The organism is Planomonospora sp. ID67723 (genome assembly GCF_015711605.1).
Lineage (GTDB): Bacteria > Actinomycetota > Actinomycetes > Streptosporangiales > Streptosporangiaceae > Planomonospora_A.
This window is the reverse complement of sequence record NZ_JABTEZ010000002.1, coordinates 1,193,465-1,219,078: the sequence shown is the minus strand read 5'-3', so window position 1 is coordinate 1,219,078 and position 25,614 is coordinate 1,193,465. Positions and strand designations below refer to the sequence as shown.

Genomic DNA, 25,614 nt, shown 5'->3' with positions numbered 1-25,614 from the left:
GGGCGCGCTACAGCAGCCGGGCGGCCTTGAGCGCGAGGTGGACCACCAGGCGGTCCTCGCCGTCGGCCAGGTCGCGGCCGGTGAGCCGCGCGGCCTTGCCCAGCCGGTAGTAGAGCGTCTGGCGGTGCACTCCCAGCGCGGCGGCGGTCTCCTGGACGTGTCCGGCGCGGTCGAGGTAGCCCTCCACGGTCCTGGCCAGCTCCGGGTCGGCGGCCAGCCCCCCGCTCTCCGCCGCCAGCTCGCGCAGGGACTCCGGGGCCAGCCGTACGAGCGTCCGGTAGACGCCCAGGTCGGACCAGGCGGCGACCGGGGCGAGCTCGGGGACCCGCTCGGCGACCCGCAGCGCGTGGACCGCCTCCCGCCAGCTCCGCCAGGTCTGCCCGGGCTCGGCCCTGGCGTCGCCGACCCCGGCCGCCGTGCCGTACATGGCCTGGATCCGCCCGGCCAGCTCCCACGCGTGGGCCGCCGGGGCGAGCACCGCGACCGGCGGCCCGCCCCGCTCCGGGAGGCTTCCGTCGGGGAACGCGGGGTCGGGGAGCGCGGGGTCGGCGAGCACGTCGCGCGGGAGGGTCCACAGCGCGGCGACCCGGTCGGCCGAGGGACGTACGGCGATCGCCGTCAGGGGGCCGCGCAGGCCGAGCCGGGACAGCGCCCGGGAGCGCTCCTCGGCGTCGGAGGAGAACAACTCCCGCAGGTGGGCGCCCAGGTCCTGGCGGCGGCGGGCCTCCTGGGCGAGGACCGTGGCCGCTGTCGCGACCGGTTCGGCGACGGAGTCGAGCCGCTCATCGCTCAGGGTTCCGTCGTCCAGCAGCCACAGGTAGCCGTAGGTCACGCCCTGGTGCCGCAGCGGGACGCAGACGCGGGCGAGCACGCCCAGCTCGGCGTCGGCGGGGATGCGGACCCGGCCGCGCGCCGTGGCGATGCCGTACCCCTCGAAGTAGGCCCGGACCTCGTCGGAGGCCCGGCGGCGGAGGATGGACTCCTGGCGCACGGTGTCGATGTCACCGCTCTGCGCGGCGTAGGCCAGGAGCCGGAACGAGCGGTCCTCCAGGGTGGCGGAGGCGCCCAGCCTGGCGGCGATTTCGTCGACGGTCTCCTGGAGCACCCCGCCATTGTTGTACATCTGTATGAAGCCTGCTCGCCGCGATCGTGGCAGATGCACATGAGGCCGTCCTGAGCTGGAGTTTTAGGCTGGAAGACATGTTCGGTCAACTTCTCCTCGCCGGGTCGCGGGTGCCGCTCGTGCGGCGCGCGGTCTCCGGCGTTCCGCTGACGCGCAAGGTCGTCGACCGCTTCGTCGCGGGCGAGACCACCCGGGACGCCGTCGAGGCCGTCCGCCGCCTGACCGGTGCAGGCCTCACCGTCACCATCGACCATCTGGGAGAGGAGACCCGCGACGCCGAGGCCGCCACCCAGACGGCCTCGGCCTACACCGAGCTGCTCGGCGCCCTGCGCGAGCTGGAGCTCGGCGACCGCGCCGGATTCGCCGGTCCCATCGAAGTCTCCGTGAAGCTCTCGGCGGTCGGCCAGGCGCTGGGCGCCGACGGCGACAAGATCGCTCTGGAGAACGCCCGCACGATCTGCGAGGCCGCCCACTCCGCCGGCGCCGGCGTCACCCTCGACATGGAGGACCACACCACGGTCGACTCCACCCTCGGCATCCTGCGCGCGCTGCGCGCCGACTTCCCCGGTACCGGCGTCGCCGTCCAGGCCTACCTGTTCCGGAGCGAGGCCGACTGCCGCGACCTGTCGCACGAGGGTTCCCGGGTCCGCCTGGTCAAGGGCGCCTACGCCGAACCCGCCTCGGTCGCGCACCAGAAGAAGACCGAGGTCGACAAGGCCTACGTCCGATGCCTGCGGATCCTCATGGCGGGGAAGGGCTACCCCATGGTGGCCACGCACGACGACCGGCTGATCTCGATCACCGAGACCCTCGCCGACCGCTTCTCGCGCGCCCGGGGCGACTACGAGTACCAGATGCTGTACGGCATCCGCACCGACAAGCAGCAGGCCCTGGCCGGGGCCGGGCACACGATGCGCGTCTACCTCCCCTACGGCGACGACTGGTACGGCTACTTCATGCGCCGCCTCGCCGAACGCCCCGCCAACGTCGCCTTCTTTCTCCGTGCCCTTGGAGGCAAGTAGTCATGGATGCCATCTCCAACGTCCCCGCTCCCGCCAACGAGCCGGTGCTCGGCTACGCTCCGGGCAGCGCCGAGCGGACCGTGCTCGAGAACCGCGTCAAGGAGCTGGCCGGGGCCCAGCTCGACCTGACCATGACCATCGGCGGCGAGCAGCGGATGGCCGGCGGCGCCCCCATCGACGTGGTGCAGCCGCACAACCACGCCTCCGTGCTCGGCCGCACGGCCGACGCCACCGCCGGTGACGTGCGGGCCGCGGTGGACGCCGCGCTGGCGGCGGCCCCCGCCTGGCGGGCGCTGTCCTTCGACGAGCGGGCGGCGATCTTCCTTCGCGCCGCCGAGCTGCTGGCCGGGCCGTGGCGGCAGACGCTCAACGGCGCCACGATCCTCGGCCAGTCCAAGTCGGCGCAGCAGGCCGAGATCGACGCGGCCTGCGAGCTGATCGACTTCCTGCGCTTCAACGTGGCCTACGCTCGGCAGCTCCTCACCGAGCAGCCGGTCTCGTCGCCGGGCGTGTGGAACCGGATGGAGTACCGCCCGCTGGAGGGCTTCGTCCTGGCGATCACGCCGTTCAACTTCACCGCCATCGCGGGCAACCTGCCGGCCTCGGCTGCGCTGATGGGCAACGTCGTCGTCTGGAAGCCCTCCCCCACCCAGCAGTTCGCCGCGCACTTCACCATGCGCCTGCTGGAGGAGGCGGGGCTCCCGCCGGGCGTCATCAACATGGTGACCGGCCACGGCTCCGCGGTCTCCGAGGCCGCGCTGAGCCACCCGGAGCTGGCCGGCGTCCACTTCACCGGTTCCACCGCGACCTTCCAGCACCTGTGGGCGACCGTGGGCGCGAACATCGCCTCCTACCGGTCCTACCCGCGCCTGGTCGGCGAGACCGGCGGCAAGGACTTCGTGCTGGCCCACCCCTCGGCCGACCCCGCGGTGCTGACCACCGCGCTGGTCAGGGGCGCGTTCGAGTACCAGGGCCAGAAGTGCTCGGCCGCCTCCCGCGCCTACGTGCCGCGCTCGATCTGGCGGGCGGTCCGCGACGACCTGGTGGCCACCGCCGAGTCGCTGACGGTCGGCGACGTGGCCGCCGACCTGTCGACGTTCATGGGCGCGGTCATCGACGAGCGGGCGTTCGCCAAGCACCGGACGGCGATCGACCGGGCCCGCTCGCTCGACTCGATCGAGGTGCTGACCGGCTCCTACGACGACTCCACCGGCTACTTCGTCAAGCCGACGGTCCTGGAGTGCGCCGACCCGACCGACGAGATCTTCGTCAAGGAGTACTTCGGCCCGATCCTCGGCGTGCACGTCTACGACGACGGCGACTTCGACGCGGTGCTGGACCAGATGGAGAGCGCCTCGCCGTACGCGCTGACCGGCTCGGTCATCGCCCGGGACCGCTACGCCATCGCCTCGGCGTCGGAGAAGCTGCGCTTCGCGGCGGGCAACTTCTACGTCAACGACAAGCCCACCGGCGCGGTCGTCGGCCAGCAGCCCTTCGGCGGGGCCCGCTCCTCGGGCACCAACGACAAGGCCGGCTCGATCTTCAACCTGATCCGCTGGGTGAACGCCCGCACGATCAAGGAGACGTTCGTCCCGCCGACCGACCACCGCTATCCGCACATGGGCTGACCGCCCGCAGGCGGGTGGCGTCGCCCGAGGTGAAGAACCTCGCCGCCGGGAACACCGGCGCCGAACGGCAACGGAAAGACGGTTGATGCGCGGGTCCCGGATCCGGGACCCGGGCATCACCCGCCGTCTCCGCTTCCCGTCACAGCCGCGGCGCGGCCCGCAGGGTCCGCGCCGCCGCGTACCGGCCCGACGCGGGGTCGTCCCCCATCGGATCCTCCCGGTCGGCGCGGTCAGCCGGTACGGCGGGAGCGGGCCAAAGCCAGCCCGCCGAGGACCACGGCGACCAGCCCGACCACCAGGGCCACGAAGCCCCCGACTATTCCGTAGCCGGTGCCGGGGCCACCCTCGGCGGCGGCCACGACCAGCCCGCCGCCGAGCGCGCCGGCCAGCCCGGCCGCCAGGGCCGCGACGGCCCCCCTTCTCCCGGTGCCGTTGCCGGCGCGACCGGCGGAGCGGGCCAGAGCCAGCCCGCCGGCGACCACGCCGGCCAGCCCCAGCAGCGCGGCCGCCAAGGACCACAGACGCCCGGCGGTCAAGGTGTAGGCACTGGTGACGGCCGGCTCGGCCAAGACATGGGCGGCCGCCGGTGCGGCGAGCCCGGAGATCCCGGGCAGGGCGGCTCCGGCGGCGGCGAGCACGGATCGGACTGGCATGAGGCGCTCCTTCTCCTGCGACTGGACGTGACCTGATCATGTCCGCCCGCCCCACCGCCGGTCGTCCGGCGGACGCAGGCAATCCACGCTGCCGCCGATGGCACACCCGGTTGCTGCGGATGCCGCAGGAGCCGCGGAAGTACCGCGTGTGCGGTAGCCCGCCGATCATCCGCGCGCAGGAGCCGCCCGCGCGGACATCCGGCTAAGGTGCGCGCATGAGCACAGGACGGTCCGGTGTCCGGGCCGGTGTCAGGGACTGGGCGATCGCCGTCTGCGTGGCGGCGACGCTGCTGGTCACCGCGCTGTCCGAGCAGAACTCCGCCACCGGCCTCGACCTGTTCGGCTACGCGCTGCTGGCGGCCGGCGGCCTGGCGCTGGCCGCGCGCCGCCGGGCTCCGGTTCCCGTCCTGGCCGTCACCGGGCTGTGCGCGGTGGGATACCAGACGGCCGGTTTCGACGTGCCTGCCGTCGCATACCTGTTCGCGGTGTACGCCGCCGTGCGGGCGGGACACCGCACCGCCACGGTGGCGGCGAGCGTGACCGTGCTGGCCGCTCTCCCCCTCGCGGCCCTGGCCTCGGGTCTGCACGACACGGGCGAGGCGTTCGCACAGGCCCGGGGCGCCCTCGAGCTGGCCTGGCTGATCGCGGCCGGTGCTGCGGGTGAGGCGCTGCGGCAGGCCGAGCGGCGGGCCGAGGAAGCCGAGCGCACCCGGGAGGAGACCGCGCGGCGTCGTGCCGACGAGGAGCGGCTGCACATCGCGCGGGAGCTGCACGATTCGCTCACCCACCAGATCTCGATCATCAAGGTGCAGGCCGAAGTCGCCGTCCACGTGGCCCGCAGGCGCGGCGAACAGGTGCCGGAGGCCCTGCTGGCGATTCAGGAGGCCGGACGTGAGGCCACCCGGGAGCTGCGCGCGACCCTGCAGGCGCTGCGCGACGACGACATGACGCCGCCTCGTGGGCTCGACCACGTCCCGGAACTGGTGGAACGGGCCCGTGCCATCGGCCTGGACGCGACGCTGACGATCGAGGGGCGACGGCACGACGTGCCGGCCGCGGTGAGCCGGACCGTCTACCGGATCGTTCAGGAGTCCCTGACCAACATCGCCCGTCACGCCGCCGCCGCCACCGCGTCGGTCCGGATCGACTACCGTCCCGACGCCCTCGCGATACACATCGATGACGACGGCGAGGCCACGCCGGACACCGCCCCGGTGCCCGGCGTCGGGCTGCTCGGGATGCGCGAGCGGGTCACCGCCCTCGGTGGTCGCCTGCGCGCGGAGCCGCGCAGCGGGGGAGGCTTCACCGTCCAGGCCGAGCTCCCTGTGGAGCGGACGTCGTGATCCGTGTCCTGCTGGTCGACGACCAGCCGCTCCTGCGCAGCGGATTCCGCGCGCTCCTCGATCTCGAAGACGACATCGAGGTGGTGGGCGAGGCCGGCGACGGGATGGAGGGCCTGGCTCTGGTCAAGGAGCATCTGCCCGACATCGCCCTCATCGACATCCAGATGCCGGTCGTCGACGGCATCGAGACGACCCGGCGCATCGCCGCGGACCCGGCCCTGGCCGGAGTGCACGTCGTCATCCTGACCAACTACGGCCTCGACGAATACGTCTTCCACGCGCTGCGCGCCGGCGCGGCCGGATTCCTCGTCAAGGACATCGTGCCCGAAGACTTCCTGCACGCCGTACGCGTCGCCGCGCGCGGCGACGCGCTGCTCGCCCCGTCGATCACCCGCAAGCTCATCAACAGGTACGTCACCCAGCCGCTCACGACCGGCATCGGCACGGGGCTGGAAGAACTGACCAACCGCGAACGCGAGGCCGTCGTCCTGGTCGCGCAGGGCCTGTCCAACGACCAGATCGCGGACCGCATGGTGATCAGCCCGCTGACCGCGAAAACCCACGTCAACCGGGCCATGACCAAGCTCCGCGCCCGCGACCGCGCTCAGCTCGTCGTCCTCGCCTACGAATCCGGCCTGGTGACCCCGGGCGGTTCCTGACGCCTCCTCCCCGTCACGGCGCTCAGTCGCGTCCGGGCACGGCCATCTCGCCGAGGGGGGACCAGTCGTCCTGCGGGACCGTCGCGTTCACGATCCGGGGCGTCTCCGCCAGGTGCGGCGGGAGCGTCCGCTGCGCCTGCCTGAAATGTTCCGACCGGACGTGGGCCGCCCCCGCGTCACCGTCACGGAACGCCTCGACCAGGACGTACTCGTCCGGATCCTCGACACTGCGGGACCAGTCGAACCACAGGCAGCCCGGCTCGGCGCGGGTCGCCCGGGTGAACTCCCCTGTGATCTCGGGCCAGCGGTCGGCGGACTCCGGCAGCACGCGAAACTTCGCGGTAATGAAGATCATTGGCATTCCTTCGGCGGATGGGCGGCCCCGGCGAGGCGCTGCGCCATCGCGCGGACGTGATCGGACAGTTCAGGTGGTTCGAGTATCTCGAAGCCGACGCCGACGAGTGCCAGGTGGACGGCGATGGCGTCGGGAGGGTCGCTGCTCGTCGTCGCCGAGCAGCAGGTTCAGCAGGCGGGCCGCGGTGTCTTCCGCCGGTGCGTGGACCACGGATCCGTGAGTCTCACAGAATGAGGACCCAAGCCGTCCTCGATCGCGCCTACGGTCGTATGCATGAGCATCGACTGGAATCCACTGCTCGCCGACCAGCTGGACTGGCACTGGCAGCACCACCTGCGCCCGGGGCTCGACGGACTCACCGACGACGAGTACCTCTGGGAGCCGGTGGACGGCTGCTGGAGCGTGCGCCCGCGCGGCACCGCGAGCGCCCCGATCGCCGCGGGGAGCGGTGACTTCGTCATCGAGTTCGCCCTCCCCGAACCGGATCCGGCGCCGGTGACCACGATCGCCTGGCGGCTCGGGCACATCATCGTCGGCGTACTGGGCCTGCGCACCGCCTCGCACTTCGGCGGGCCCCCCGTGGACTACGAGGGGTTCGCCTACTCCGGCACGGCCGCCGGGGCACTGCGCCAGCTCGACGAGACGTACGCGGCGTGGCGTGACGGCGTGCGCGCTCTCGGCGCGGAGGGCCTCGCCCGGCCCTGCGGCCCGGCCGAGGGCCCGTACGCCGAGGAGCCCCTGGCCGCCCTCGTGCTGCACATCAACCGCGAGGTGCTCCACCACGGCGCCGAGGTCCTGCTCCTGCGCGACCTGTACCGCAACCGCCATGCCCTGCGGCCGTCACCGGCCTCCGGCCCGCTCTCCCGGTGAGGTTCCCCGCGGCGGCCGGAGGATCGGGATCAGGGCCGCGGCGAGGTCAGGGGACCAGCGCGGGCAGGACGACCTCCTCCAGGACCGCCCGGGGCGCGACGTCCTGGACGGGCCCGTCGTAGTCGCCGGCGGTGACGGCCACGACGAGGTCGAGGTCGGGCAGGAGGAAGAGCCGCTGCCCGCCGTTGCCCGTCGCGCTGGCCCGCCCGTCGGGGCCGACGTACCACAGGTAGCCGTAGAACCTGTTCCACGTGCTCGGCACGCGCGGCCGGAGCATGGCGTCGACCCAGTCCGCGGGGATCACCTCGCGCTCCAGTACGGCCCGGCCGATCCTGGCCATGCCTCGCGGGGTCAGCCGGAGCCCGGCGGCGGGCGAGGCGATCCCGTCGTCCCCCGCCATCCATTCGAAGGAGTCGATGCCGAGCGGCTCGAAGAGCGCGCTGCGCGCGAACTCCTCCAGCGGTCGCCCGGCGCCTCGGGCGATGAGGGCGCCGATCAGCGCCGTGGCGCCCCCGTTGTAGTGCCACCGGGTGCCCGGCTCCTCGACGATCGGGCGTTCCAGCACGAACCGGTAGCGGTCCTCGGCCATCTCCATGGCGATCTCGCTGTTCTCCGGGCCGGTGTACGGGGCGCTCTCGTCCCATTCCAGGCCGAGCGTCATGGTCAGCGCGTGCTCGACGGTCAGCCGCGCCCGCCGGGGGTCGGCGGCCAGGTCGGAGTATTCGGGGAAACGGGGCAGGATCGGCTCACCGGGCTCGGGCACCAGGCCGTCGGCGAGCGCGATGCCGTACAGCAGGCCGGTGACGCTCTTGGTGACCGAGCGGAGGTCGTGCAGCGTCTCCGGCCCGAAGTCGACCGTGCCGTGCGGAACGCCCCAGGAGAAGTCCGGGCCGCTGCCGTAGTACTCCGCAACCAGCTCGCCGCGGCGGGCCACCACGACGCCGTGCAGGCCCGGTGCCCGCCCCTCCCGGACGAGGGCGTCGAGCCGGTCGGCCAGATCCGGGGCGAACCCCGCCTTCTCGGGGGCGGTCTGCTGCCACATACTGCTTCCTCCAGGTCCGGTGGGCGTCTCGGCAACAGAGCCTTCCATCCCTTTTAATGAACATCCACCACAATCTCGGCACGCCACCCGCATTGACGGACTTCCCCGGAAACTTTCCGCCCCAGCCCGTCGTCAAAGGGTAAAGAGCAAATAAAGAGCCACATCTCCACGGGGGTCGGAGCACACGCGGGGAGGCACGGGAAGCGTTGACGGGGAGCCCGGGGGCGGCGGGGCCGCCGATGAGCGCCGAGGGGGTCGAGCACGCCCTCCGGGTCCGCCGGGAGGAGCGGGACCGCATCTCCGGTGACGTCCTAGACCTGGAGGCGCACACCGTCTTCCGGCTGCTGAGAAGCTCTCCGCTGCGCGGGGAGAGCGCGCGCAGGTGGGAGGAGATCAGGGGGCGCGTGGCCCTGCTCTGGGCCCTGCTGGACGCCTACCGCTCCGTGCTCGCCCGGGCCGGGGAGGTCTGGGATCGCCGGCGCCGGCCGGGGCCCGCCGAGCTCGCCGAGCTGACCGGGCTGCTCACCGAGGCCGCCGTACGGCTGGTGCCCGAGGCCGGGCCGGTGGAGCGGCGGTCGCTGCTCGGGACCGGCGAGCAGCGCTTCACCCTCGACGAGGCGGTGGCCGCGATGGATCTGGCCTTCCGCGACATCACCGGCGTGATCACGGATGTCGACGCGGTCTGGAGCACGGTGCTGCCCCGGCTCGACGACGCCGCCGCCGCGGCGGGCGCGGCTCGGGGGCTGCTGCGCGAGCTCGGCGAGGGTGGGGACGGGAGCGGGGGCGACAGCGGTCTGGAGGCGTGCGAGCGGGAGATCGAGCGGATCCGCGAGGAGCTGCGCCACGACCCTCTCGGCGACGGCGGCCGGGACGTGGACCGGGTCGCCGAAGCCGCCGACCGCCTGCACGAGAGACTGCGGCGGGCCGCGGCGCTGCGTCGGGCGTACGGCGAGCGGCGGACGGCGGCCGAGCGGCGGCTGGGCCGGGTGGCGGCGGCCGAGGAGGAGTCCCGGCTGGTCCGCGACCTCGTCCTGGTGAAGATCGCCTCTCCGGCGCTGCCCGTCCTCGGGGACAGCGCTCCGCTCCTGCGCGAGCGCCTGGCCGCACTGGACGGCCTGGGCGCGGCCGGAGACGCGGGAGCGGCGGGCGGCGGGAACGGCGAGGCCGCGCCGGGCGGCGGAGGCGGCCGATGGCTGGAGCGCGCGGAGCTCCTCGCCGAGGTGGAGCGCGGTGCCGAGGAGGCGCTGCGGCGGGCGGAGCAGGCCACCGCGGCGCTGCGCGAGCTCATGGCGCGCCGCGACGAGCTCCGCGGGCGGCTGGAGGCCTTCCGCGCGAAGGCCGTACGGCTGGGCCGGGCCGAGGACGCCGAGACCGCCCGGCTGTACCGGCACGCGCACGATCTGCTCTGGACGGCCCCGTGCGACCTGCGCAGGGCGACGGTGGCCGTCACCGGATACCAACGCGCCACCGAGGGAGCCACCGGATGACCCACTGCGCACAGCCGAACTGCACGGGAACCGTCGAGGACGGCTACTGCGACCTGTGCGGTCACGCCGCGCAACCGCCGCGGCCCCCGCACGTCTCCGCCCCCGTCTCCGCTCCTTCCTCGGCGCCCCGTTCCGCGTCCGGACCGGCTCTGCCGTCCATGCCGCAGTCCGCCTCACCGCCTGGGCCGGCCTCCGGGCCGGCGTCCGTGCCCCACTCCGTACTCGTCACGACTCCGTCCGGCGGCCGGGGGCCCGGCACCACGCCGAGCCGGGGAACCCGGGGCACCGGAGGCTCCCGGCCCGGGCTGCTCGGCTCGGGACTGGCCGAGGTGCCGCCCGTGGTCTACCGGGACCCGGTGACGGTGGTGCTGAAGGACCCCCAGGTCCCCGAGGAGAAGCGATTCTGCAGCAGGTCCGACTGCGGCCGCCCGGTGGGCCGCAGCCGGGACGGCCGGCCCGGGCGCGCAGAGGGGTTCTGCCCGCACGACGGCACCCGGTTCTCCTTCACCCCCAAGCTGCGCGAGGGCGACCTGGTCGCCGGGCAGTACGAGGTGAAGGGCTGCCTGGCGCACGGCGGGCTCGGCTGGATCTACCTTGCCGCCGACCGCAACCTCGACGGCCGCTGGGTGGTCCTCAAGGGGTTGCTCAACACCGCCGACGCCGAGGCGCTGGCCATCGCGGAGGCCGAGCGCCGCTTCCTGACCGGCGTGGACCACGCCAACATCGTCAAGATCTTCAACTTCGTCCGGCACCGGGAGCCCGGCGCAGAGGCCGGGCGGATGGCCGGTTACCTCGTCATGGAGTACATCGGCGGCGAGTCCCTGCACGACCAGCTCCGCAGCCGGCTGCGGGAGACCGGGGGCGCGGAGGCGCTGCCGCTGCGCCAGGCGATCCCGTACGCGCTGGAGATCCTGCGCGCCTTCGCGTACCTGCACGAGCGGGGCATGCTCTACTGCGACCTCAAGCCCGCCAACGTGATCCAGGTCGGGCGGGAGCTCAAGCTCATCGACCTGGGAGCGGTCCGGATGGCCAGCGACCAGGACAGCGCCATCTACGGCACGGTCGGGTACCAGGCGCCGGAGATCGCCTCCCACGGTCCCTCGGTCTCCTCCGACCTCTACACCGTGGGACGGACGCTGGCGGTGCTGAGCTTCCCGTTCAGCCCGGTGCGCGGCGGTGTCGAGGCCCCGCTGCCCGACCTCGCCGACCTGCCGCCGCAGGCCAGGTACGAGTCCTTCCACCGCTTCCTGCGCCGGGCGACCGACCCCTCCCCCGCCGCCCGGTTCGCCGGCGCGGAGGAGATGGCCGACCAGCTCCTGGGAGTGCTCCGGGAGGTGCGTGCCGCGGAGGACGGCGTCCCCTACCCCGCGCCGTCGGCCCTGTTCGGCCCCGAGCGGATCGCCGCCGGAACCGTCCTGGCCGAGCGCGGCAGCGGGCGGATCCTCGAACCGCTCGGCCGCGCCGCCGCCGCGGCCGCCCTGCCGGTGCCGCTGGCCGACCCCGCCGATCCGGCCACCGCGTTCCTGTCCGGTCTCACCGCCCGCACCCCCGGCGAACTGGTCGCCATGCTCGGATCCGCGCCGCACACGCCGGAGACCCTGCTCGCGCTCACCCGGATGAGCGCCGAGCAGGGCGCCGAGGACACGGGTGCGCTGCTGGCCAGGGCCGCCGGGGAGCTGCCGGGTGACTGGCGGGTCCTGTGGTGCCGGGGCGTCCACGAGTTCGTCTCGGGCGACCTGACGGAGGCCGCCCGGATCTTCGACCGCTGCTACGACCTGATGCCCGGCGAGTGCGCACCCCGCCTGGCGCTCGCGTTCTGCCTGGAGTGCTCCGCGGACCCGGCGGCCGCCGCGTGGCGGTACGGAACGGTGTGGCGCACCGACCGCTCCTACGTGAGCGCCGCGTTCGGCCTGGCCAGAGCCCTGCTCGCGACCGACGACCCGGACGGCGCGGTCACGGTCCTCGACCAGGTGCCGCCGAGCTCCAGCCATTTCGTGGCGGCGCAGCTGGCCACCGTGGCGGTGGCCGTACGGGAGCGGCCCCCACCCTCTCTGAGCGCCGCCGCGCTGGCCGAGACGGGTGAGCGCCTGGCCGACCTCGACGACCTCGATCCCCGGCGGCGGACGGAGATGGCGGCCGAGATCCTGGAGGGAGCGCTCGGCTGGCTGGGCTCCGGGGCGAGTCCCGGCACCGGTTCCGGCCGGGAAGCCGGGAACGGGCTGCTCCTCGGGACGCCGTTCACCGAGCGCTCGATCCGCCGGGAGCTGGAGCGCCTCTACCGGAGGCTCGCCCGCTCGGCGGCCACCCCCGCCGAGCGGCACGCGCTCATCGACCGGGCCAACGCCACCCGTCCCAGGACGCTGCTGTGACGGCGGCGCCCGCGGCGGGCCCGGGCGGGACGGGCGGCGCCGCGGATCCGGGCGCGTGCCCGCGGTGCGGTTCGAGCGTGCATCCCGGGGAGCTGTTCTGCGAGTGCTGCGGGCAGCCGCTCCGGTCGGCCGGGTGCGAGCGCTGCGGGCCCGCGCCCGTGGATCCGGAGGGATACTGCGAGCGCTGCGGGCTGAAACAGCCCTCGGAGACCGACCACGCCGAGACCGAGGCGGGCGGTGCGGCGGGGGTGAGCGACCGCGGCCTGCGGCACAGCCGCAACGAGGACGCCATGGCTCTGGTCGCGGCGGACGGCCTGGTGATCGGCGTGGTCTGCGACGGCGTTTCCTCCTCGCCCCGGCCGGAGAGCGCCTCCACCGCCGCCGCGGAGACCGGCTCCGCCGTGCTCCTGGCGGAGCTCCGCGCGGGGGCCGGTCCGGCGGCCGCCACCCGTGCGGCCGCCGTGCGGGCCGCCGCCGTCGTGGCCGCGCTGGGCTCCTCGATGGACGACGCACCCGCCTGCACCTATGTCTCCGCCGTCGTGGGACCGGAGACCGTGACGGTCGGCTGGACCGGCGACAGCCGTGCCTACTGGCTCCGTGCCGAACCCCCGCCCATGCCGTCCGACGACTCCACCACGCCGACCGCCCCCGTCGCCCCTTCCGCCCCCGCACCGGGCACCGGTCCCACCGCGTCCACCGGCCCCATGCCCCCGCCCGGCTCCTCCTGCGCCGGCCCCGTGCCGCTGCACGACTCCGCCCTCCTCACCGAGGACGACGTCGCCGCGCCCAGCGTGCTGTCCGCCTGGCTCGGGGCCGACGCGGGCGAGATCGCCCCGCACGTCAGGGTCTTCGCCCCCGAGGAGCCGGGAGCGGTCCTGGTCTGCAGCGACGGCCTGTGGGGCTATCTGGAGGACGCCGGCGACCTGGCCCCCTTCACCGCCCGGGACAGCCCGCTGGACGCGGCCCGCGCCCTGGTACGGCACGCGCTCGCGGCGGGGGGCCGCGACAACATCACCGTCCTGGTGATCCCGTTCTGTCCACCGCCATCGTAGATCGGCGCCCACCTGACCCCCGGGAGAGACGTGTGAGCGACCAGCCCCTGTTCACGCTGGACATCGACCAGAACAAGTACCTGCCTACAGGCGGCGGAGAGGTCCACGCCGTCCTCACCGTCGAGGCCGCCGGCCCGGCGGAGACGGCGGCCGAAGCCGTCGAGGCCGCCGAAGTGATCATCGTCGACGCCTCCGGGTCGATGGGAGGCTACAAGATCACCGAAGCTCGCCAGGCGGCTCAGGCCGCGGTGGAGGCGCTGCGCGACGGCGTGTACTTCGCCATCGTCGCCGGGACCCATGAGGCGACCAAGATCTACCCTCCGCGCGCCGGTCTGGTCAGAGCGGGCGCGCAGACCAGGAAACAGGCCGCCGAGGCCCTGCGCAGGCTCCGCGCCGACGGGGGCACCACGATCGGCAAGTGGCTGCGGCTCGCCGCCGAGCTGCTGGACGGTCATCCCCGGGCGGTCCGGCACGCCATCCTGCTCACCGACGGGCAGAACAACGAGAGCGCCCAGGTGTTCGACGCCGCCCTGACCCACTGCGCGGGCCGGTTCGTCTGCGACAGCCGGGGGGTCGGGACCGACTGGGTTCCCGCCGAGCTGCGGAAGGTCTCCGACGCGCTGCTGGGCACCTCCGGGTTCATCCGGGACGCCAAGGACCTGACCGCCGACTTCCGGGCGATGGTCGAGGGCACGATGGGCAAGGCGGTGGCGGACGTCGCGCTGCGGGTCTGGACCCCCCAGCACGGCAGGGTGAAGTACCTCAAGCAGGTGTCGCCGACCCTGACGGACCTGACCGGCCTGCGCGTCCCGGTCGACCCGCTGACCGGCGACTACCCGACCGGGGCGTGGGGCGCCGAGACACGGGTCTACCACCTCTGCGCCGAGATCCCCGCCGGCGCGATCGGCCAGGAGGTCCGGGCGGCCTGGGTGCGGCTGGTGCGCGCCGACAGCGGGGAGGTCGTCGCGCGGGGCAACGTCCTGGCCCAGTGGACCGACGACCTCGCGCTGTCCACCCGCGTCAGCCCCGGTGTGGCCCACTACACCGGGCAGGCGGAGCTGTTCGACCTCATCCAGGAGGGTCTGGGCGCGCGAGCCGCGGGCGATCTGGACACCGCGACCGCGCGCCTCGGCCAGGCCAGGCGGCTGGCCGAGGAGTCCGGCAACGACGACACCGCCAGGCTGCTGGCCAAGGTCGTGGAGATAGACCCGGGAACCGGCACCGCCCGGCTCCGCCGCGCCGTCGACAAGGCCGACGAGATCGCGCTCGACACCGGCTCGGTCCGCACGGCGCGCATGCGGAGGGACCCCGGCGAGCCCGACCCCTCCGGCGGCCTGGGCACTGCGGGCTGAGAGAGGGGAACGCCATGGTCACCTGTCCCGAGGGGCACGCCCCGAGCGAGAGCGGTCTCGCCGACGGATACTGCGACGTCTGCGGCAACCGCCTGACCGGCACGGCCGGAGCCGCTTCCGCGGGGGTGGCCCCGGCGAGCGCCGCGGGAGGCTCCGCGTCGTCGTCCCCGCCGCCGTCCGCGCCGTTCGCGTCACCGGCCGGTTCCGGGCCGCCGGAGGAGTGCGCCGCCTGCCGCGCGCCGGTCACCGGGCGGTTCTGCGAGGACTGCGGCCACGACCAGACGGCCGCTCCCGGTCAGGCCGGGGCGTCCGCCACGGCCTGGCACGCCTCCGGGAGCGGGCCGGGCTCCGGACCGGCGGGCGGAAACGGTCCCGCGGGCGTGCCGGCGCCCGGACAGCCGGGCGGCACCGGGCCGGAGGGAGGCCGGCCGGAGAGCGGCGCGGTGTCCGGACGGCCGGGCGGGAACGGCGCCGGGAGCGGGCCGGCCGCCGCGTGGGAGGCGACGGTCCAGGCCGACCGGGCCCACTACGACCGGATGATCGCGCAGGGCGGCCCGGACTCCGAGCGGGTGCTGTTCCCCCCGTACTGTCCCCGGCGCGACATCCCGCTGGCGGGCACGGAGGTCCGGATCGGACGGCCCAGCCGGTCCAGGAACCTGGTGCCGGAGATCGACCTGAGCGGCCCGCCCGAAGATCCCGGCGTCTCCCACCTGCACGCGGTCCTGCTCTCCGGCCCCGGTGACGGGTGGACGCTGATCGATCCGGGTTCCGCCAACGGCACCGCGGTCAACGGCAGGCAGATCGGGATCAACGAGCCGGTGCCGGTGGGCGACGGCGACCGCATCCACCTCGGCGCGTGGACCCTCATCACACTGCGGCGCAGGAGAGAGACATGACACCTGTCCACCAGACCGCCGCGGCCCCGGGCTCCGTCTCCGCGCCGGGGGCGGCCCCGGTCCCGTCCGCGACCCCACCGGTTCCCGGGGCGGATCACGGCGCTCCCCCGGCCGTCCCCCCCTCCGCCGCCCCCCGCGGGGCCGGGCCGTCCCGCCTGCGAAGCGTGCCCGGCCGGGTCCTGGTCATCACGGGCGCCGCCGCCCTCGCCCTCGTCCTGCTCTTCGGCGCCCTGTCGTCGTCCTTCCGGACCGTCAGGAACGGCCTGGACGTCATCGGCCACGACGCCGGTCCGCAGGTGGTGGCCACGGCCGACCTCTACTTCGCGCTCAGCGACATGGACACCCAGGTCGCCGACGTCCTGCTGATCGGCGACGAGCACGGGCTCGGCAAGGGGCGCAAGCGCGCGCTGGAGGTGTACGAGCGGCGCAGGAGCGACGCCGGGCGGGCGGTGCTGCAGGCCTCGGCGCTGGCCGGCGGCGACCCGGCCGAGCGGCGGACCGTCCAGGCCGTGCTGGACGGCCTGGGCCGCTACGAGCGGCTGGCCGCCCGCGCCATGCTCCTGGACGAGCAGGCCGGGCACGCCGCGGGTCCGCCGCCCCGGCCGGTCCTGGAGCTCTACCGGCAGGCGACCGACCTGATGCGGCTGGAACTGCTGCCCATGGCCTACAACCTCACCCTGGAGAGCGGGACCGTCGTGCGCCGCGCCCACGAGGAGCAGAGCTCGGCCCTGCGGACGGGGCAGGTGCTCGTGGCCGGGACGGGGATCCTCGCCGTCGGCGGCCTGGCCTGGCTCCAGGTGTTCCTCGCCCGCCGGTTCCGCCGGGTGTTCAACCCGGCCCTGCTGGTGGCGACGGCGATCGCCGGGACGTACACGCTGACCGGTTTCACGGTCCTCGGGAACGAGGCGGACGTCCTGCATACCGCCAAGCGGGACGGGTTCGACTCCGTCCTCGCCCTCGCCCGCGCCCGCGCCGTCGGCAACAGCATGCACGGCGACCAGAGCCGCTACCTGCTCGACCCCGAGCGTGCCGACACCTACGAGCAGACCTACCTCGACAAGTCCCAGTCGGTGCTCTACACGCCGAGCGGCAACCTCGCCGCGTACTACAAGGCGGTGGACGCGGGGGTGGACGCCTACCCGGCCAAGAACGCCTTCCTCGGTCTCGTCGGCCAGGAGGCGGATCTCGCCCGCCTCCCCGGCAGCGAGGCGGCGATCATCGAGGTGCTCCGGCGATACCAGGAGTTCCAGCAGGGCGACTACCTGATGCGCAAGGCGGGCCCGCGCGAGGCCGTCGAGGAACTGGTGGGACGGCTGGAGACGAGGTTCGGGGCCTACGACGCCGCTCTGGTGAAGCTCGCCGGGCTGCACAAGACCGCGTTCGACCGGGCGGTGCGCAGTGGCGAGGAACAGGTGGAGGAGCTGTGGTTCCTGCTGCCGGTGGCCATGATCTCCACCGCCGTGCTGATCGTCGCCGGGGTCTGGCCCCGGCTCTCGGAATACCGATGACGGGAGGGATCATGCGACCTCTGGGCCCGCGGGCGGGGACCGCGCCCACCACGAGACCCGCCGTGCTCCGCACCGGGGCCGGAGTCCCCGGCGCCAGGCGCGCCGGGGCGGTGCTCGCGGCGTTGGCGCTCCTGGTGACCGGGGCGTGCGGGAGCCAGCGCCCCTTCACCTCGATCCTGGACCAGGAGACGCTGGTGATCGGCGTCAAGCCCGACCAGCCCGGTCTGGGGCTGAAGGTCGGCGAGGGCCGCTACGAGGGTTTCGACGTGGACATCGCCACCGAGGTGGCCCGGCGGATCGGGGCGCCCAAGGTCGAGTTCGTCACCGTGCTGTCCTCCAACCGCCAGGACTTCATCCAGTCCGGGAAGGTGGGCATGGTCGTCGCGACCTACTCGATCACTCCGGTGAGCAGGTCCCACGTGACCTTCGCCGGACCGTACTATGTCGCGCACCAGGACACCCTCGTCCGGGCGGAGGACCGGATGGAGATCGACAACGTGCGGGACCTGAAGGGCCGGCGCCTCTGCCAGGCCGCCGGATCGAACTCCTGGCGCCGGGTCAAGGAGGAGCGGCAGATCGCCGTCGAGCTCGTCCCCGCCGCGACCTACGGCGAGTGCGTGGCCAAACTGCGCGACGGCGCGGTCGACGCCGTCTCCACCGACGACCTGATCCTGGCCGGGTTCTCCGCCCGCGCCGGGTCCGCGCTCAGGATCATCAACGCACCGTTCACCGACGAGCGGCTCGGGATCGGCCTGCGCAAGGGCGACCTCGACGGTTGCGAGGCCGTCAACCGGGCGCTCACCGCCATGTACCAGGACGGCACCGCCGAGAAGCTGCTGAAGAAGTGGTTCGGCGCCTCGAGCCTGGCGCTCACCTTCACCGTCCCCCAGTTCGAGGGCTGCGCCTGACGGCCCGGCTGTGAGCCCCGCCTCCGGGGCGGCCCCGCACGGGCGCCGTGCGGGGCGGGTCGTCAGGAGTACGCGGCGACCATGCCGACGAGCGTCCCCGCCGCGCCGATCACAGTGATCGCGACTCCGGCGGCAACCGCGGCCCGGCGGCCGCGCCGTGCACCGAGGAAGTACATGATCACGTAGGGCAGGAAGCCCAGCAGGCCGACGCCGAGGAAGGGCAGGGTGAGCGCGGCGACCACGCCGGTCGTCCCGGCCTTCACCGCGCGGTCCCCCTCGGGGGTGAGCTGGGCCCGGGTGACGTCACCCGCCTCGGAGTCCGGGGAGGCCGCCACCGGGATCGCCGCGCCGCCCCCGTCGGGGGCGAAGCTGCCCTTGCAGTCGTAGCGGCCCTTGCCCAGCGCCTCGCACGAGACGACCGTGAGGGTGCCGGGCGTGCCGGTACGGCCCGCCGCCAGCTCGATGTCGCCCACCGCGAACACGACCGGGAGCAGGCCGACCGAGAGCCAGCACAGCACCAGGAACACCCGGACGAAGGGCCCCGGCAGGTTGCCGGGCTGCGGCTTCACTCCGGGCTGGATGGCGTCCACAATGTCCGTAAATGAGTCACTCATGGACATATGGTGCACCATGTCGCTTGCAGTTCACCTGCCGACGGCTTGCGGCCGCGCGACGCCCGCCTACGGCTTGCGCCGGGCCTCGGCCTCGGCGGCGTCCAGCTCAGCGGCCTCCTCCGGGGTGGGGGCGGTGCCGCCCAGGTGACGGGGCTGCCACCAGACGCCCTGCGGGATCTCCGGATAGGTCCGCTGCGCCCGGTCCAGCAGCTGCGCCATCCGCCCGCGCAGGTCGGCGGTGACGGCGTCGTAGTCGTCGCCGCGCTTGGGGTTCATCGCCTCGCCGACCAGGATGGTGATCGGCACGTGGCGCTGGAGCAGCTTCCGCGGACGGCCCTTGGTCCACAGGCGCTGGGTGCCCCAGAGCGAGATCGGGATCATCGGCACGCCCGCGGCGACGGCCATCCGGACGGCGCCGTTCTTGATGTCCTTGACGGTGAAGGAGCGGCTGATCGTGGCCTCGGCGAAGACGCCCACGACCTCTCCGCCCTTGAGCGACTTCAGCGCCGCGCCGAACGCCGAGGCCCCCGCCGACCGGTCGACCGGGATGTGGTGCATGCCGCGCATCAGCGGGCCGGAGATCCGGTGGTCGAAGACCTCCTTCTTGGCCATGAAGCGCACCAGCCGCCCGGCGGGACGGGCGGCGAGCCCGGCGAAGATGAAGTCGAGGTAGCTGATGTGGTTGCTGACCAGCACCGCTCCGCCGGTCCTGGGGATGTTCTCGGAGCCCTCGACGCGGATCTTCATGTCCAGCGCGCGGAACATGGTTAACGCCGCCCCGATGACCGGGGGGTACACGATCTCAGCCATGGCTGAACCGTACCCCAGCGCACCGGCCCGCCCTGACCGGCGGCGGGCCGGTGCCCGGGTGGGCGCACCCCGCCCGCTCCGGCTCGGGACCGGCCTCTTCCCCCTGTCCGCGGAGGACGCCGCCCCGCGGGGAGTGACCACGGTTGCGGACCCCCTCTCCCCGCATGCCTGCGGCCGTCAGCCGGGCGGTCAGGGCCCGATCGGGGCCCCGCCGGGCAGCGGGATGGAGAGCTTTCCCCCGATGAGCGCCTGACTCGCCGTGGTCAGCTTGAGGTTGTGCGCGCGGGCGTAGCCGCGCAGTATGACGAAGGCCTGCTCCGGGGCCAGATTCAGCCGTCCGGCCAGCAGGCCCTTGGCCTGTTCGATCAGGATGCGGCTGTTGAGGGCGAGCTGGAGCTGTCCGGTGACCGACTCCTGGTGCCGGACGGCGCGCTGGTGCAGGATGCCGATGGCCGCCATGTCGGCCAGAGCCTGGCCGGACTTGGCCGTCTGCGCGTCCGGCATGCCCGGGGCGACGCGGAACAGGCTCATCGCGCCGACCGCCTCCACGCGCAGGCGCATCGGCAGCGTGTGCACCGCGGCGAACCCGGCCGCCGCCGCGACGGGGGCGAAGCGGGGCCAGCGGCGTGCCGCGCTCGCCGGATCGGGGCAGCTCACCGGCCTGCGGCCGCGATAGGAGTCCAGGCAGGGCCCCTCCCCGTGACGGACCTGGGCCAGCCCGAGAAGCCGGGCCTCCTCGCCGGAGGCGGCCACCGTGCTCAACAGGCCGTCGGGGCCGGCCAGCAGGACCGTGCAGGCGGCGACGCCGGGAAGGCCGGCGCCGTGGCGGGCGAGGGCGTCCAGGTAGCCGACGATGTCGAAGTCGTCCGACAGCGTGTCGGCCAACTCCACGAGAGTGCGCGTCAAGCGCCGGCCGGAGGAGCTCATTCCGTCTCCTCAGGTAGGGGGGCAGAGATGCCCTCTGCCTACCTTATCTGCCTACCCTATCGAAACGACATGTAGCGGCTTACGACAGAAATCATGATTAATTTTGCGCCACCGGCGACGACGGACATCAGCGTCAAGCACATAGAACACTTTTTGATGGTATTTTAGACATAAGCGATGATTCGCATCGAACCAGAGCATCACAAACACTGCGATCTACGAGCCGTCCAGACCTCGCGGCATTGAGGCGATACGGTCATGGACGGAATCTCCGGCACGAGCCGGAATACCGGCACCTCCCAGCGGCACCTCGGCGGCACCTCCACGACCGGCGCCGGCCTTCGGACGATGCCGGCGAGGAGTGGCGCTTCCATGGCCGGCGAGCCGCTGATCCAGCAGCCGGACCGCGCACCCGAGCAGAAGGCCGCACCCTCCGCCGGGCGGCTCGTGGCCGGCGACCTCACGACATGACATCGGACCGGATACCCCGCAGGGGCGGGCATCCGGCGGCGACGCCCTCCGGGTTCCGGGACGAGCGTGACGGCACGGCCACTCATCCGTCCGCGACCTGGGAGTTCAGCCGGAGCCACGCCGGTGCCGTACGCCGGGCCGTCGCGGAGTACGCCTCGCACCGGGGACTGGAGGGCATGCGACGCTCCGATTTCGTGCTGGCCGTGTACGAGGGCATGACCAACGCGATCAGATACGGCGGCGGTCGCGGCCGGGTCCGCCTGTGGACCTGCGACGGGCTCCTGAACTGCGAGGTCGCCGACCACGGGCCCGGCATACCGGTTACGGCCCTCACCGGGGACGACCTGCCGCCGGACGGCGAACCCGGCCGGCGGGGCCTCTGGCTGATCCGCAACCTCAGCGAGTCCTGCCGCTTCACGACCGGGCCGGAGGGAACGACGATCCGGATCACGTTCCGGCTGACCGGGCAACCTCCTGCCATGTGAGGGCCCCGGCGAGACACCCGGACCGCAGGACGCCCCCGCCCTCCACGTGACGGCCTCCGGCGGAGTTCTCCCCGAGGCATTCCGCCGAACCGGTGGCTAATTGCCCCTCACCTCCCTATACTCCGTTTCGGAGCTAGCTGATTACGCATTGCGATAATTCGCTCTATTTGGTGTATTGCGGACACCACTATTTCCCCGCCGTCCAGACCCTGCGGCAGTCAAACGGCGTGCACGGAGTCAGGCCGCCACCCGGACGCGTTCCCGGCGGCTTCTCTTCGCACGCGTCGCCAGCCGTGACATCCGAGGACAGGGTGATGGACACATTTCGCGTGACGACCCGGCACGGGAACGGCCGCGTACTGATCACGGTCGCCGGAGAGCTCGACATCGCCACCCGGCCCGAACTGTGCGCCTGCGCGGACCGCGCCCTCCGCACCCGGCCCGGCGCCCTGGTCGTCGACCTCGGCGGGATCACCTTCGTCGACGCCTGCGGGCTGGGCACACTCATCGCCCTCGGCAACCGCGCGGCGACCCGGGGCACCCCGCTGCTGCTTTCCGCGGTCTCCCCCGCCGTCCGCTCGCTTCTCCTGCTGACCGGCCTGGACGAGTGCTTCACCATGTCACCGGGGACCGGCACCGTACTCGGCCGTCTCGCCCGCGCCGGGGAACCCGGGCCGCGAGCCGGGAGTTTCGCCCGATCGGGCTTGCCTCCGGTCTCCGATGGGCACAGGTTGGAGCTGTGAAGAAGCTCATCAACGGCGCCGGGTCGGTCGTCACCGACGCGCTGCGCGGGATCGCCGCCGCGCATCCCGGGCTCAGGGTGGACCCGGAGAACCGGATCGTACTGCGCGCCTCCGGGCCGCGCCCCGGCAAGGTGGCCCTGGTCTCCGGCGGGGGCTCCGGGCACGAGCCGCTGCACGGCGGCTTCGTGGGGTACGGCATGCTCGATGCGGCCTGCCCGGGCGAGGTCTTCACCTCCCCCGTCCCCGACCAGGTGATCGAGGCCAGCACGGCCGCCCACGGCGGGGCCGGAGTGCTGCACGTGGTGAAGAACTACACCGGTGACGTCCTCAACTTCCGGATGGCCGCCGAGCTCTGCGCCGAAGAGGGCCTGGAGGTGGCGAGCGTGCTCGTGGACGACGACGTGGCGGTGCTCGACTCCCTCCACACCGCCGGCCGCCGGGGCACCGGGGCCACGGTCTTCGTGGAGAAGATCGCCGGAGCCCTCGCCGAGACCGGCGCGCCGCTGGCCGAGGTGGCGCGGGTCGCGCGGGAGGTCAACGCCCGCAGCCGGTCCTTCGGGGTCGCGCTGAGCGCCTGCACCGCTCCGGCCGCCGGCAAGCCCACCTTCGAGCTGAGCGAGGCCGAGGTCGAACTCGGCATCGGCATCCACGGCGAGCCCGGCCGCTCCCGCTCGGCCATGCGCGGGGCCCGCGAACTGGCGGGCGCCGCGGTGGAGGCGATCGACGAGGACCAGCCGGTCTCCGGCGACGTCCTGGTCATGCTGAACGGCATGGGCGGCACGCCGCTGATCGAACTCTACGTGGCCTTCGCCGAGGTCGCCGGCCACCTGGCGGACAGGGGCGCGCGGGTCGTGCGCAGTCTCGTCGGCAACTATGTCACCAGCCTCGACATGCAGGGGTTCTCGGTCACGGTCTGCCATCTGACCGACGAGCTCACCCGCCTGTGGGACGCCCCCGTGGAGACCCCGGCCCTGCGCTGGGGGCGCTGAGGTGGACGCGGACTTCTTCGTCGCGTGGATCGAGGAGGCGGCCCGGTCCGTCAGGGACCGGAAGGACGAGCTGACCCGGCTCGACGCCGCGATCGGCGACGCCGACCACGGAAGCAACCTCGACCGGGGCTTCACCGAGGCGGTGAAAGCGCTGGGCGACAGACGCCCCGGTACCCCCGGGGCGGTACTGGCCCTGGTGGGGAACACGCTCATCCGCAAGGTCGGCGGCGCCTCCGGGCCGCTGTACGGCACGGCTTTCCGCGAGGCGGGCAAGGCGCTGGGCGAGGCGCCGGAGGTGTCGGCCGGCGATCTCGCCGGAGCGCTGGCGGCCGGGGTGGACGCGGTCAGGAGGCTGGGGTCGGCGGCCGAGGGCGACAAGACCATGGTGGACGCACTCGCCCCGGCGGCCGAGGCGCTGGCGGAGGCCGTACGAGCAGCGCCGGAGTCGCCGGGGGCGGCCGTGGCGGAAGGGCGGGGACCGGCCGGGGCGCTGGAGGCGGCGGCCGCGGCGGCACTGAAGGGCGCGCAGGCCACGATCCCGATGCAGGCGCGCAAGGGCCGGGCCAGTTACCTCGGCCCACGCAGCGTCGGCCACCAGGACCCCGGTGCCGCCTCGGCCGCGCTCATCGTCCGGGCGCTCTGCACGGTGGCGGCCCGATGACGCCCTCTCCCGCGCCGCCGGCGCGACGTGACGCAGGCCCCGCTCCGTCGCGTCCCGGCCCGGACACGACGGCGAGGACACCGCGGTGGTAGGCATCGTGCTGATCTCCCACAGCGGTCCGCTGGCCGCCGAGGTGGCGGCGCTGGCGGCGGGGATCTGCGGAGTGGGCGCCGACGTCCCGCTGGCGGCGGCCGGAGGCACCGAGGACGGCGGTCTCGGCACCAGCGCCGAGTTGATCGCGGCGGCGGTCGGGAGCGCGGACCGGGGCGACGGGGTGCTCCTCATCCCCGATCTGGGCGGCTCGGTGCTGGCCGCCCGCCTCTTCGAGGGGCCGGGAGTGGTGGTCGCCGACGTGCCGTTCGTGGAGGGCGCGGTCGCCGCCGCCGTCACCGCGAGCGCGGGCGGCTCGCTGGAGGCCGTGCTCGCCGCGGCGGAGGAGTCCCGGAACTTCCGCAAGCTCTGACACGGCCGCTCCGGGAGGGCGCGGGGATCTGGGGCCCGCTCGCCGGCCCGTGACCCCCGCGTCGTCCTTCGGAACCGCCATGCCGGTCAAGGACGGAAAGGGTTCACAGACCGGCGGTGCCGTCACCTCGACCGCGAGCACCCGCCAAACCCGCTACCAGAACCGGTACGCCTCCACCGCCTGACCGACCGGCTCACCGCGAAAGAGCCGTCCCATTGTCGAAGACGATGGATCCCGTCCGGCGACTCGCCGGACGGGATCCCGCACCCCGGAATGGTCCCGTTTCCGCAGACGGCTTCAGCTCACGGCCTTCAGCTTGAACTTCTGGCTGGGCAGGCTGTTGAGGGCCTGTGATTCCAGCAGGGCGCCGCTCTGCGGAGAGCTGGCCCTGATCCCCATGTACAGCCCGTTGTCCACGTTCTCGTACCGGTGGACGACGACGCCGTTGAGCAGGGTCTGGCGGTCCCGCCAGAACTGGCGAGGCTCGGCCGTTGACGCCGACGGGACGCACGTGACCTGGCGCACGACGTTACCGGCCACGCCGCCGCCCTTCAGGCACAGGCCGGTGTGCACGTTGACGAGCTGCAGGACGGCGCCGCCGGGGGCGAAGCGCAGTTCCCACTTCTGCCGCTGCAGGCTGAGGTCCGGTTCCTGGGTCACTTTGATGCCGGTGGCTCCCGGCACCGATGGGAGTCCCGCGGTGAGGGCCATTCTCAGCCCGTCGGCCTGCGGCACGTGCTGCGGGAAGATCTCGACCAGCGGAGGAGCCGCGGTCGTCGCCTGCGCGGACGGGCTCGGCCCGCCGAACAGCGCCGCCGAGGCACCGGCCAGGGCCGCGAAACCGAGGGCCTTCTTCCTCATTGACATTTCGGATCGCCTTTCTGTTCTCTGAATGGATTCGGTCAACCCGGAGAGAACACTGCACGGAATCGGCGCCACCGTTCCGCGGAGAATTACACTCAGGCGCACAACCCACCAAAATGCACATATGTTTGGACAGTGAGCCCTTTCCATCCTCGTTCGCCGGGCGTCCCGGGAGCGGTCGGCGTGGGGCGGCTCGGATGGATCGAGGCCGCCCGGCGACCTGACTCTCCCCCGCCCGTTCACCCGCCATGAGCCGTGGCTTCAGAAGGAAAGAGGCTCACCGTCCGACCCGGGGCGCTGAGGCCGGAGCCGGTCAGGAG

Annotated in this window: 26 protein-coding genes; 18 read left to right on the top strand and 8 right to left on the bottom strand. The window is 73.5% G+C overall.

Annotated elements, in window-relative coordinates:
* Positions 1-7 precede the first annotated feature (7 nt).
* Positions 8-1,123, bottom strand: a complete 1,116-nt coding sequence (locus tag HS041_RS18150; RefSeq protein WP_196441841.1) for a PucR family transcriptional regulator — start codon at positions 1,121-1,123, stop codon at positions 8-10.
* A gap of 77 nt (positions 1,124-1,200) precedes the next feature.
* Between HS041_RS18150 and HS041_RS18145 the strand changes: the two genes are divergently transcribed.
* Both HS041_RS18145 and pruA read left to right on the top strand, forming a co-directional pair.
* A complete protein-coding gene (locus HS041_RS18145; protein ID WP_196441840.1) occupies positions 1,201-2,145 on the top strand; it encodes a proline dehydrogenase family protein in 945 nt (314 codons plus the stop codon).
* A gap of 2 nt (positions 2,146-2,147) precedes the next feature.
* Positions 2,148-3,773, top strand: coding sequence for an L-glutamate gamma-semialdehyde dehydrogenase (gene pruA, locus HS041_RS18140; protein WP_196441839.1), 1,626 nt, complete (start codon positions 2,148-2,150; stop codon positions 3,771-3,773).
* A 230-nt stretch (positions 3,774-4,003) separates the two neighbouring features.
* On the opposite strand, the gene HS041_RS18135 is transcribed toward pruA, so the two are convergent.
* Positions 4,004-4,426, bottom strand: coding sequence for a DUF6223 family protein (locus tag HS041_RS18135; protein ID WP_230879111.1), 423 nt, complete (start codon positions 4,424-4,426; stop codon positions 4,004-4,006).
* Positions 4,427-4,641: 215 nt separating this feature from the next.
* Between HS041_RS18135 and HS041_RS18130 the strand changes: the two genes are divergently transcribed.
* Both HS041_RS18130 and HS041_RS18125 read left to right on the top strand, forming a co-directional pair.
* On the top strand, positions 4,642-5,769 hold the full coding sequence (locus HS041_RS18130) for a sensor histidine kinase (RefSeq protein ID WP_196441838.1): 1,128 nt from the start codon (positions 4,642-4,644) through the stop codon (positions 5,767-5,769).
* A complete protein-coding gene (locus HS041_RS18125; RefSeq protein ID WP_196441837.1) occupies positions 5,766-6,428 on the top strand; it encodes a response regulator in 663 nt (220 codons plus the stop codon). The genes HS041_RS18130 and HS041_RS18125 overlap by 4 nt, the downstream gene beginning before the upstream one ends.
* 22 nt (positions 6,429-6,450) lie before the next feature.
* On the opposite strand, the gene HS041_RS18120 is transcribed toward HS041_RS18125, so the two are convergent.
* The gene (locus HS041_RS18120) at positions 6,451-6,783 is read right to left on the bottom strand and encodes a putative quinol monooxygenase (protein WP_196441836.1); all 333 of its coding nucleotides are present in this window, start codon (positions 6,781-6,783) and stop codon (positions 6,451-6,453) included.
* Positions 6,784-7,056: 273 nt separating this feature from the next.
* Between HS041_RS18120 and HS041_RS18115 the strand changes: the two genes are divergently transcribed.
* The gene (locus tag HS041_RS18115) at positions 7,057-7,653 is read left to right on the top strand and encodes a DinB family protein (protein ID WP_196441835.1); all 597 of its coding nucleotides are present in this window, start codon (positions 7,057-7,059) and stop codon (positions 7,651-7,653) included.
* 46 nt (positions 7,654-7,699) lie between these two features.
* Here the strand turns inward: HS041_RS18115 and HS041_RS18110 are convergent, their stop codons facing one another.
* On the bottom strand, positions 7,700-8,695 hold the full coding sequence (locus tag HS041_RS18110) for a serine hydrolase domain-containing protein (protein ID WP_196441834.1): 996 nt from the start codon (positions 8,693-8,695) through the stop codon (positions 7,700-7,702).
* Between the two features lie 239 nt (positions 8,696-8,934).
* Here HS041_RS18110 and HS041_RS18105 point away from each other — a divergent pair, with 239 nt between their 5' ends.
* The 7 genes from HS041_RS18105 to HS041_RS18075 all read left to right on the top strand — a co-directional run bounded on the left by HS041_RS18105 (position 8,935) and on the right by HS041_RS18075 (position 18,267).
* Positions 8,935-10,182, top strand: a complete 1,248-nt coding sequence (locus tag HS041_RS18105) for a hypothetical protein (RefSeq protein WP_196441833.1) — start codon at positions 8,935-8,937, stop codon at positions 10,180-10,182.
* Positions 10,179-12,551, top strand: coding sequence for a serine/threonine-protein kinase (locus tag HS041_RS18100; protein WP_196441832.1), 2,373 nt, complete (start codon positions 10,179-10,181; stop codon positions 12,549-12,551). Before HS041_RS18105 ends, HS041_RS18100 begins: the two co-directional genes overlap by 4 nt.
* Before the next feature lie 77 nt (positions 12,552-12,628).
* Positions 12,629-13,603 (top strand): protein phosphatase 2C domain-containing protein, encoded by a 975-nt coding sequence (locus HS041_RS18095; RefSeq protein ID WP_196441831.1) that lies wholly within the window; start codon positions 12,629-12,631, stop codon positions 13,601-13,603.
* Positions 13,604-13,635: 32 nt separating this feature from the next.
* A complete protein-coding gene (locus tag HS041_RS18090; RefSeq protein WP_196441830.1) occupies positions 13,636-14,955 on the top strand; it encodes a vWA domain-containing protein in 1,320 nt (439 codons plus the stop codon).
* A gap of 14 nt (positions 14,956-14,969) precedes the next feature.
* The gene (locus HS041_RS18085; protein WP_196441829.1) at positions 14,970-15,851 is read left to right on the top strand and encodes an FHA domain-containing protein; all 882 of its coding nucleotides are present in this window, start codon (positions 14,970-14,972) and stop codon (positions 15,849-15,851) included.
* Positions 15,848-17,359, top strand: coding sequence for a GlnX family signal transduction membrane protein (locus tag HS041_RS18080; RefSeq protein ID WP_230879110.1), 1,512 nt, complete (start codon positions 15,848-15,850; stop codon positions 17,357-17,359). Before HS041_RS18085 ends, HS041_RS18080 begins: the two co-directional genes overlap by 4 nt.
* An 11-nt stretch (positions 17,360-17,370) precedes the next feature.
* Positions 17,371-18,267 (top strand): glutamate ABC transporter substrate-binding protein, encoded by an 897-nt coding sequence (locus HS041_RS18075; protein ID WP_196441828.1) that lies wholly within the window; start codon positions 17,371-17,373, stop codon positions 18,265-18,267.
* Positions 18,268-18,329: 62 nt separating this feature from the next.
* Here HS041_RS18075 and HS041_RS18070 read toward each other — a convergent pair whose 3' ends face one another.
* From HS041_RS18070 to HS041_RS18060, 3 genes are all read right to left on the bottom strand, one after another.
* Complete coding sequence (locus HS041_RS18070; RefSeq protein WP_196441827.1) at positions 18,330-18,881, bottom strand: hypothetical protein; 552 nt, start codon at positions 18,879-18,881, stop codon at positions 18,330-18,332.
* Between the two features lie 66 nt (positions 18,882-18,947).
* Complete coding sequence (locus HS041_RS18065) at positions 18,948-19,691, bottom strand: lysophospholipid acyltransferase family protein (protein WP_196441826.1); 744 nt, start codon at positions 19,689-19,691, stop codon at positions 18,948-18,950.
* Between the two features lie 189 nt (positions 19,692-19,880).
* Positions 19,881-20,618: a GAF and ANTAR domain-containing protein gene (locus tag HS041_RS18060; RefSeq protein ID WP_196441825.1), complete on the bottom strand. Its 738-nt coding sequence runs from the start codon at positions 20,616-20,618 to the stop codon at positions 19,881-19,883.
* Between the two features lie 258 nt (positions 20,619-20,876).
* Here HS041_RS18060 and HS041_RS18055 point away from each other — a divergent pair, with 258 nt between their 5' ends.
* The 6 genes from HS041_RS18055 to HS041_RS18030 all read left to right on the top strand — a co-directional run bounded on the left by HS041_RS18055 (position 20,877) and on the right by HS041_RS18030 (position 24,430).
* Positions 20,877-21,089 carry a hypothetical protein gene (locus HS041_RS18055; protein WP_196441824.1) on the top strand — a complete coding sequence of 71 codons (213 nt, stop codon included), beginning with the start codon at positions 20,877-20,879 and terminating at the stop codon, positions 21,087-21,089.
* Positions 21,086-21,574: an ATP-binding protein gene (locus tag HS041_RS18050; RefSeq protein ID WP_196441823.1), complete on the top strand. Its 489-nt coding sequence runs from the start codon at positions 21,086-21,088 to the stop codon at positions 21,572-21,574. The genes HS041_RS18055 and HS041_RS18050 overlap by 4 nt, the downstream gene beginning before the upstream one ends.
* A 314-nt stretch (positions 21,575-21,888) precedes the next feature.
* On the top strand, positions 21,889-22,317 hold the full coding sequence (locus tag HS041_RS18045; RefSeq protein WP_196441822.1) for an STAS domain-containing protein: 429 nt from the start codon (positions 21,889-21,891) through the stop codon (positions 22,315-22,317).
* Complete coding sequence (dhaK, locus tag HS041_RS18040) at positions 22,314-23,306, top strand: dihydroxyacetone kinase subunit DhaK (protein WP_196441821.1); 993 nt, start codon at positions 22,314-22,316, stop codon at positions 23,304-23,306. Before HS041_RS18045 ends, dhaK begins: the two co-directional genes overlap by 4 nt.
* Position 23,307: 1 nt before the next feature.
* Positions 23,308-23,967 carry a dihydroxyacetone kinase subunit DhaL gene (gene dhaL, locus HS041_RS18035; protein WP_196441820.1) on the top strand — a complete coding sequence of 220 codons (660 nt, stop codon included), beginning with the start codon at positions 23,308-23,310 and terminating at the stop codon, positions 23,965-23,967.
* Between the two features lie 85 nt (positions 23,968-24,052).
* On the top strand, positions 24,053-24,430 hold the full coding sequence (locus tag HS041_RS18030) for a PTS-dependent dihydroxyacetone kinase phosphotransferase subunit DhaM (RefSeq protein WP_196441819.1): 378 nt from the start codon (positions 24,053-24,055) through the stop codon (positions 24,428-24,430).
* A 297-nt stretch (positions 24,431-24,727) separates the two neighbouring features.
* On the opposite strand, the gene HS041_RS18025 is transcribed toward HS041_RS18030, so the two are convergent.
* Positions 24,728-25,297 (bottom strand): RICIN domain-containing protein, encoded by a 570-nt coding sequence (locus tag HS041_RS18025; RefSeq protein WP_196441818.1) that lies wholly within the window; start codon positions 25,295-25,297, stop codon positions 24,728-24,730.
* Positions 25,298-25,614 lie beyond the last annotated feature (317 nt).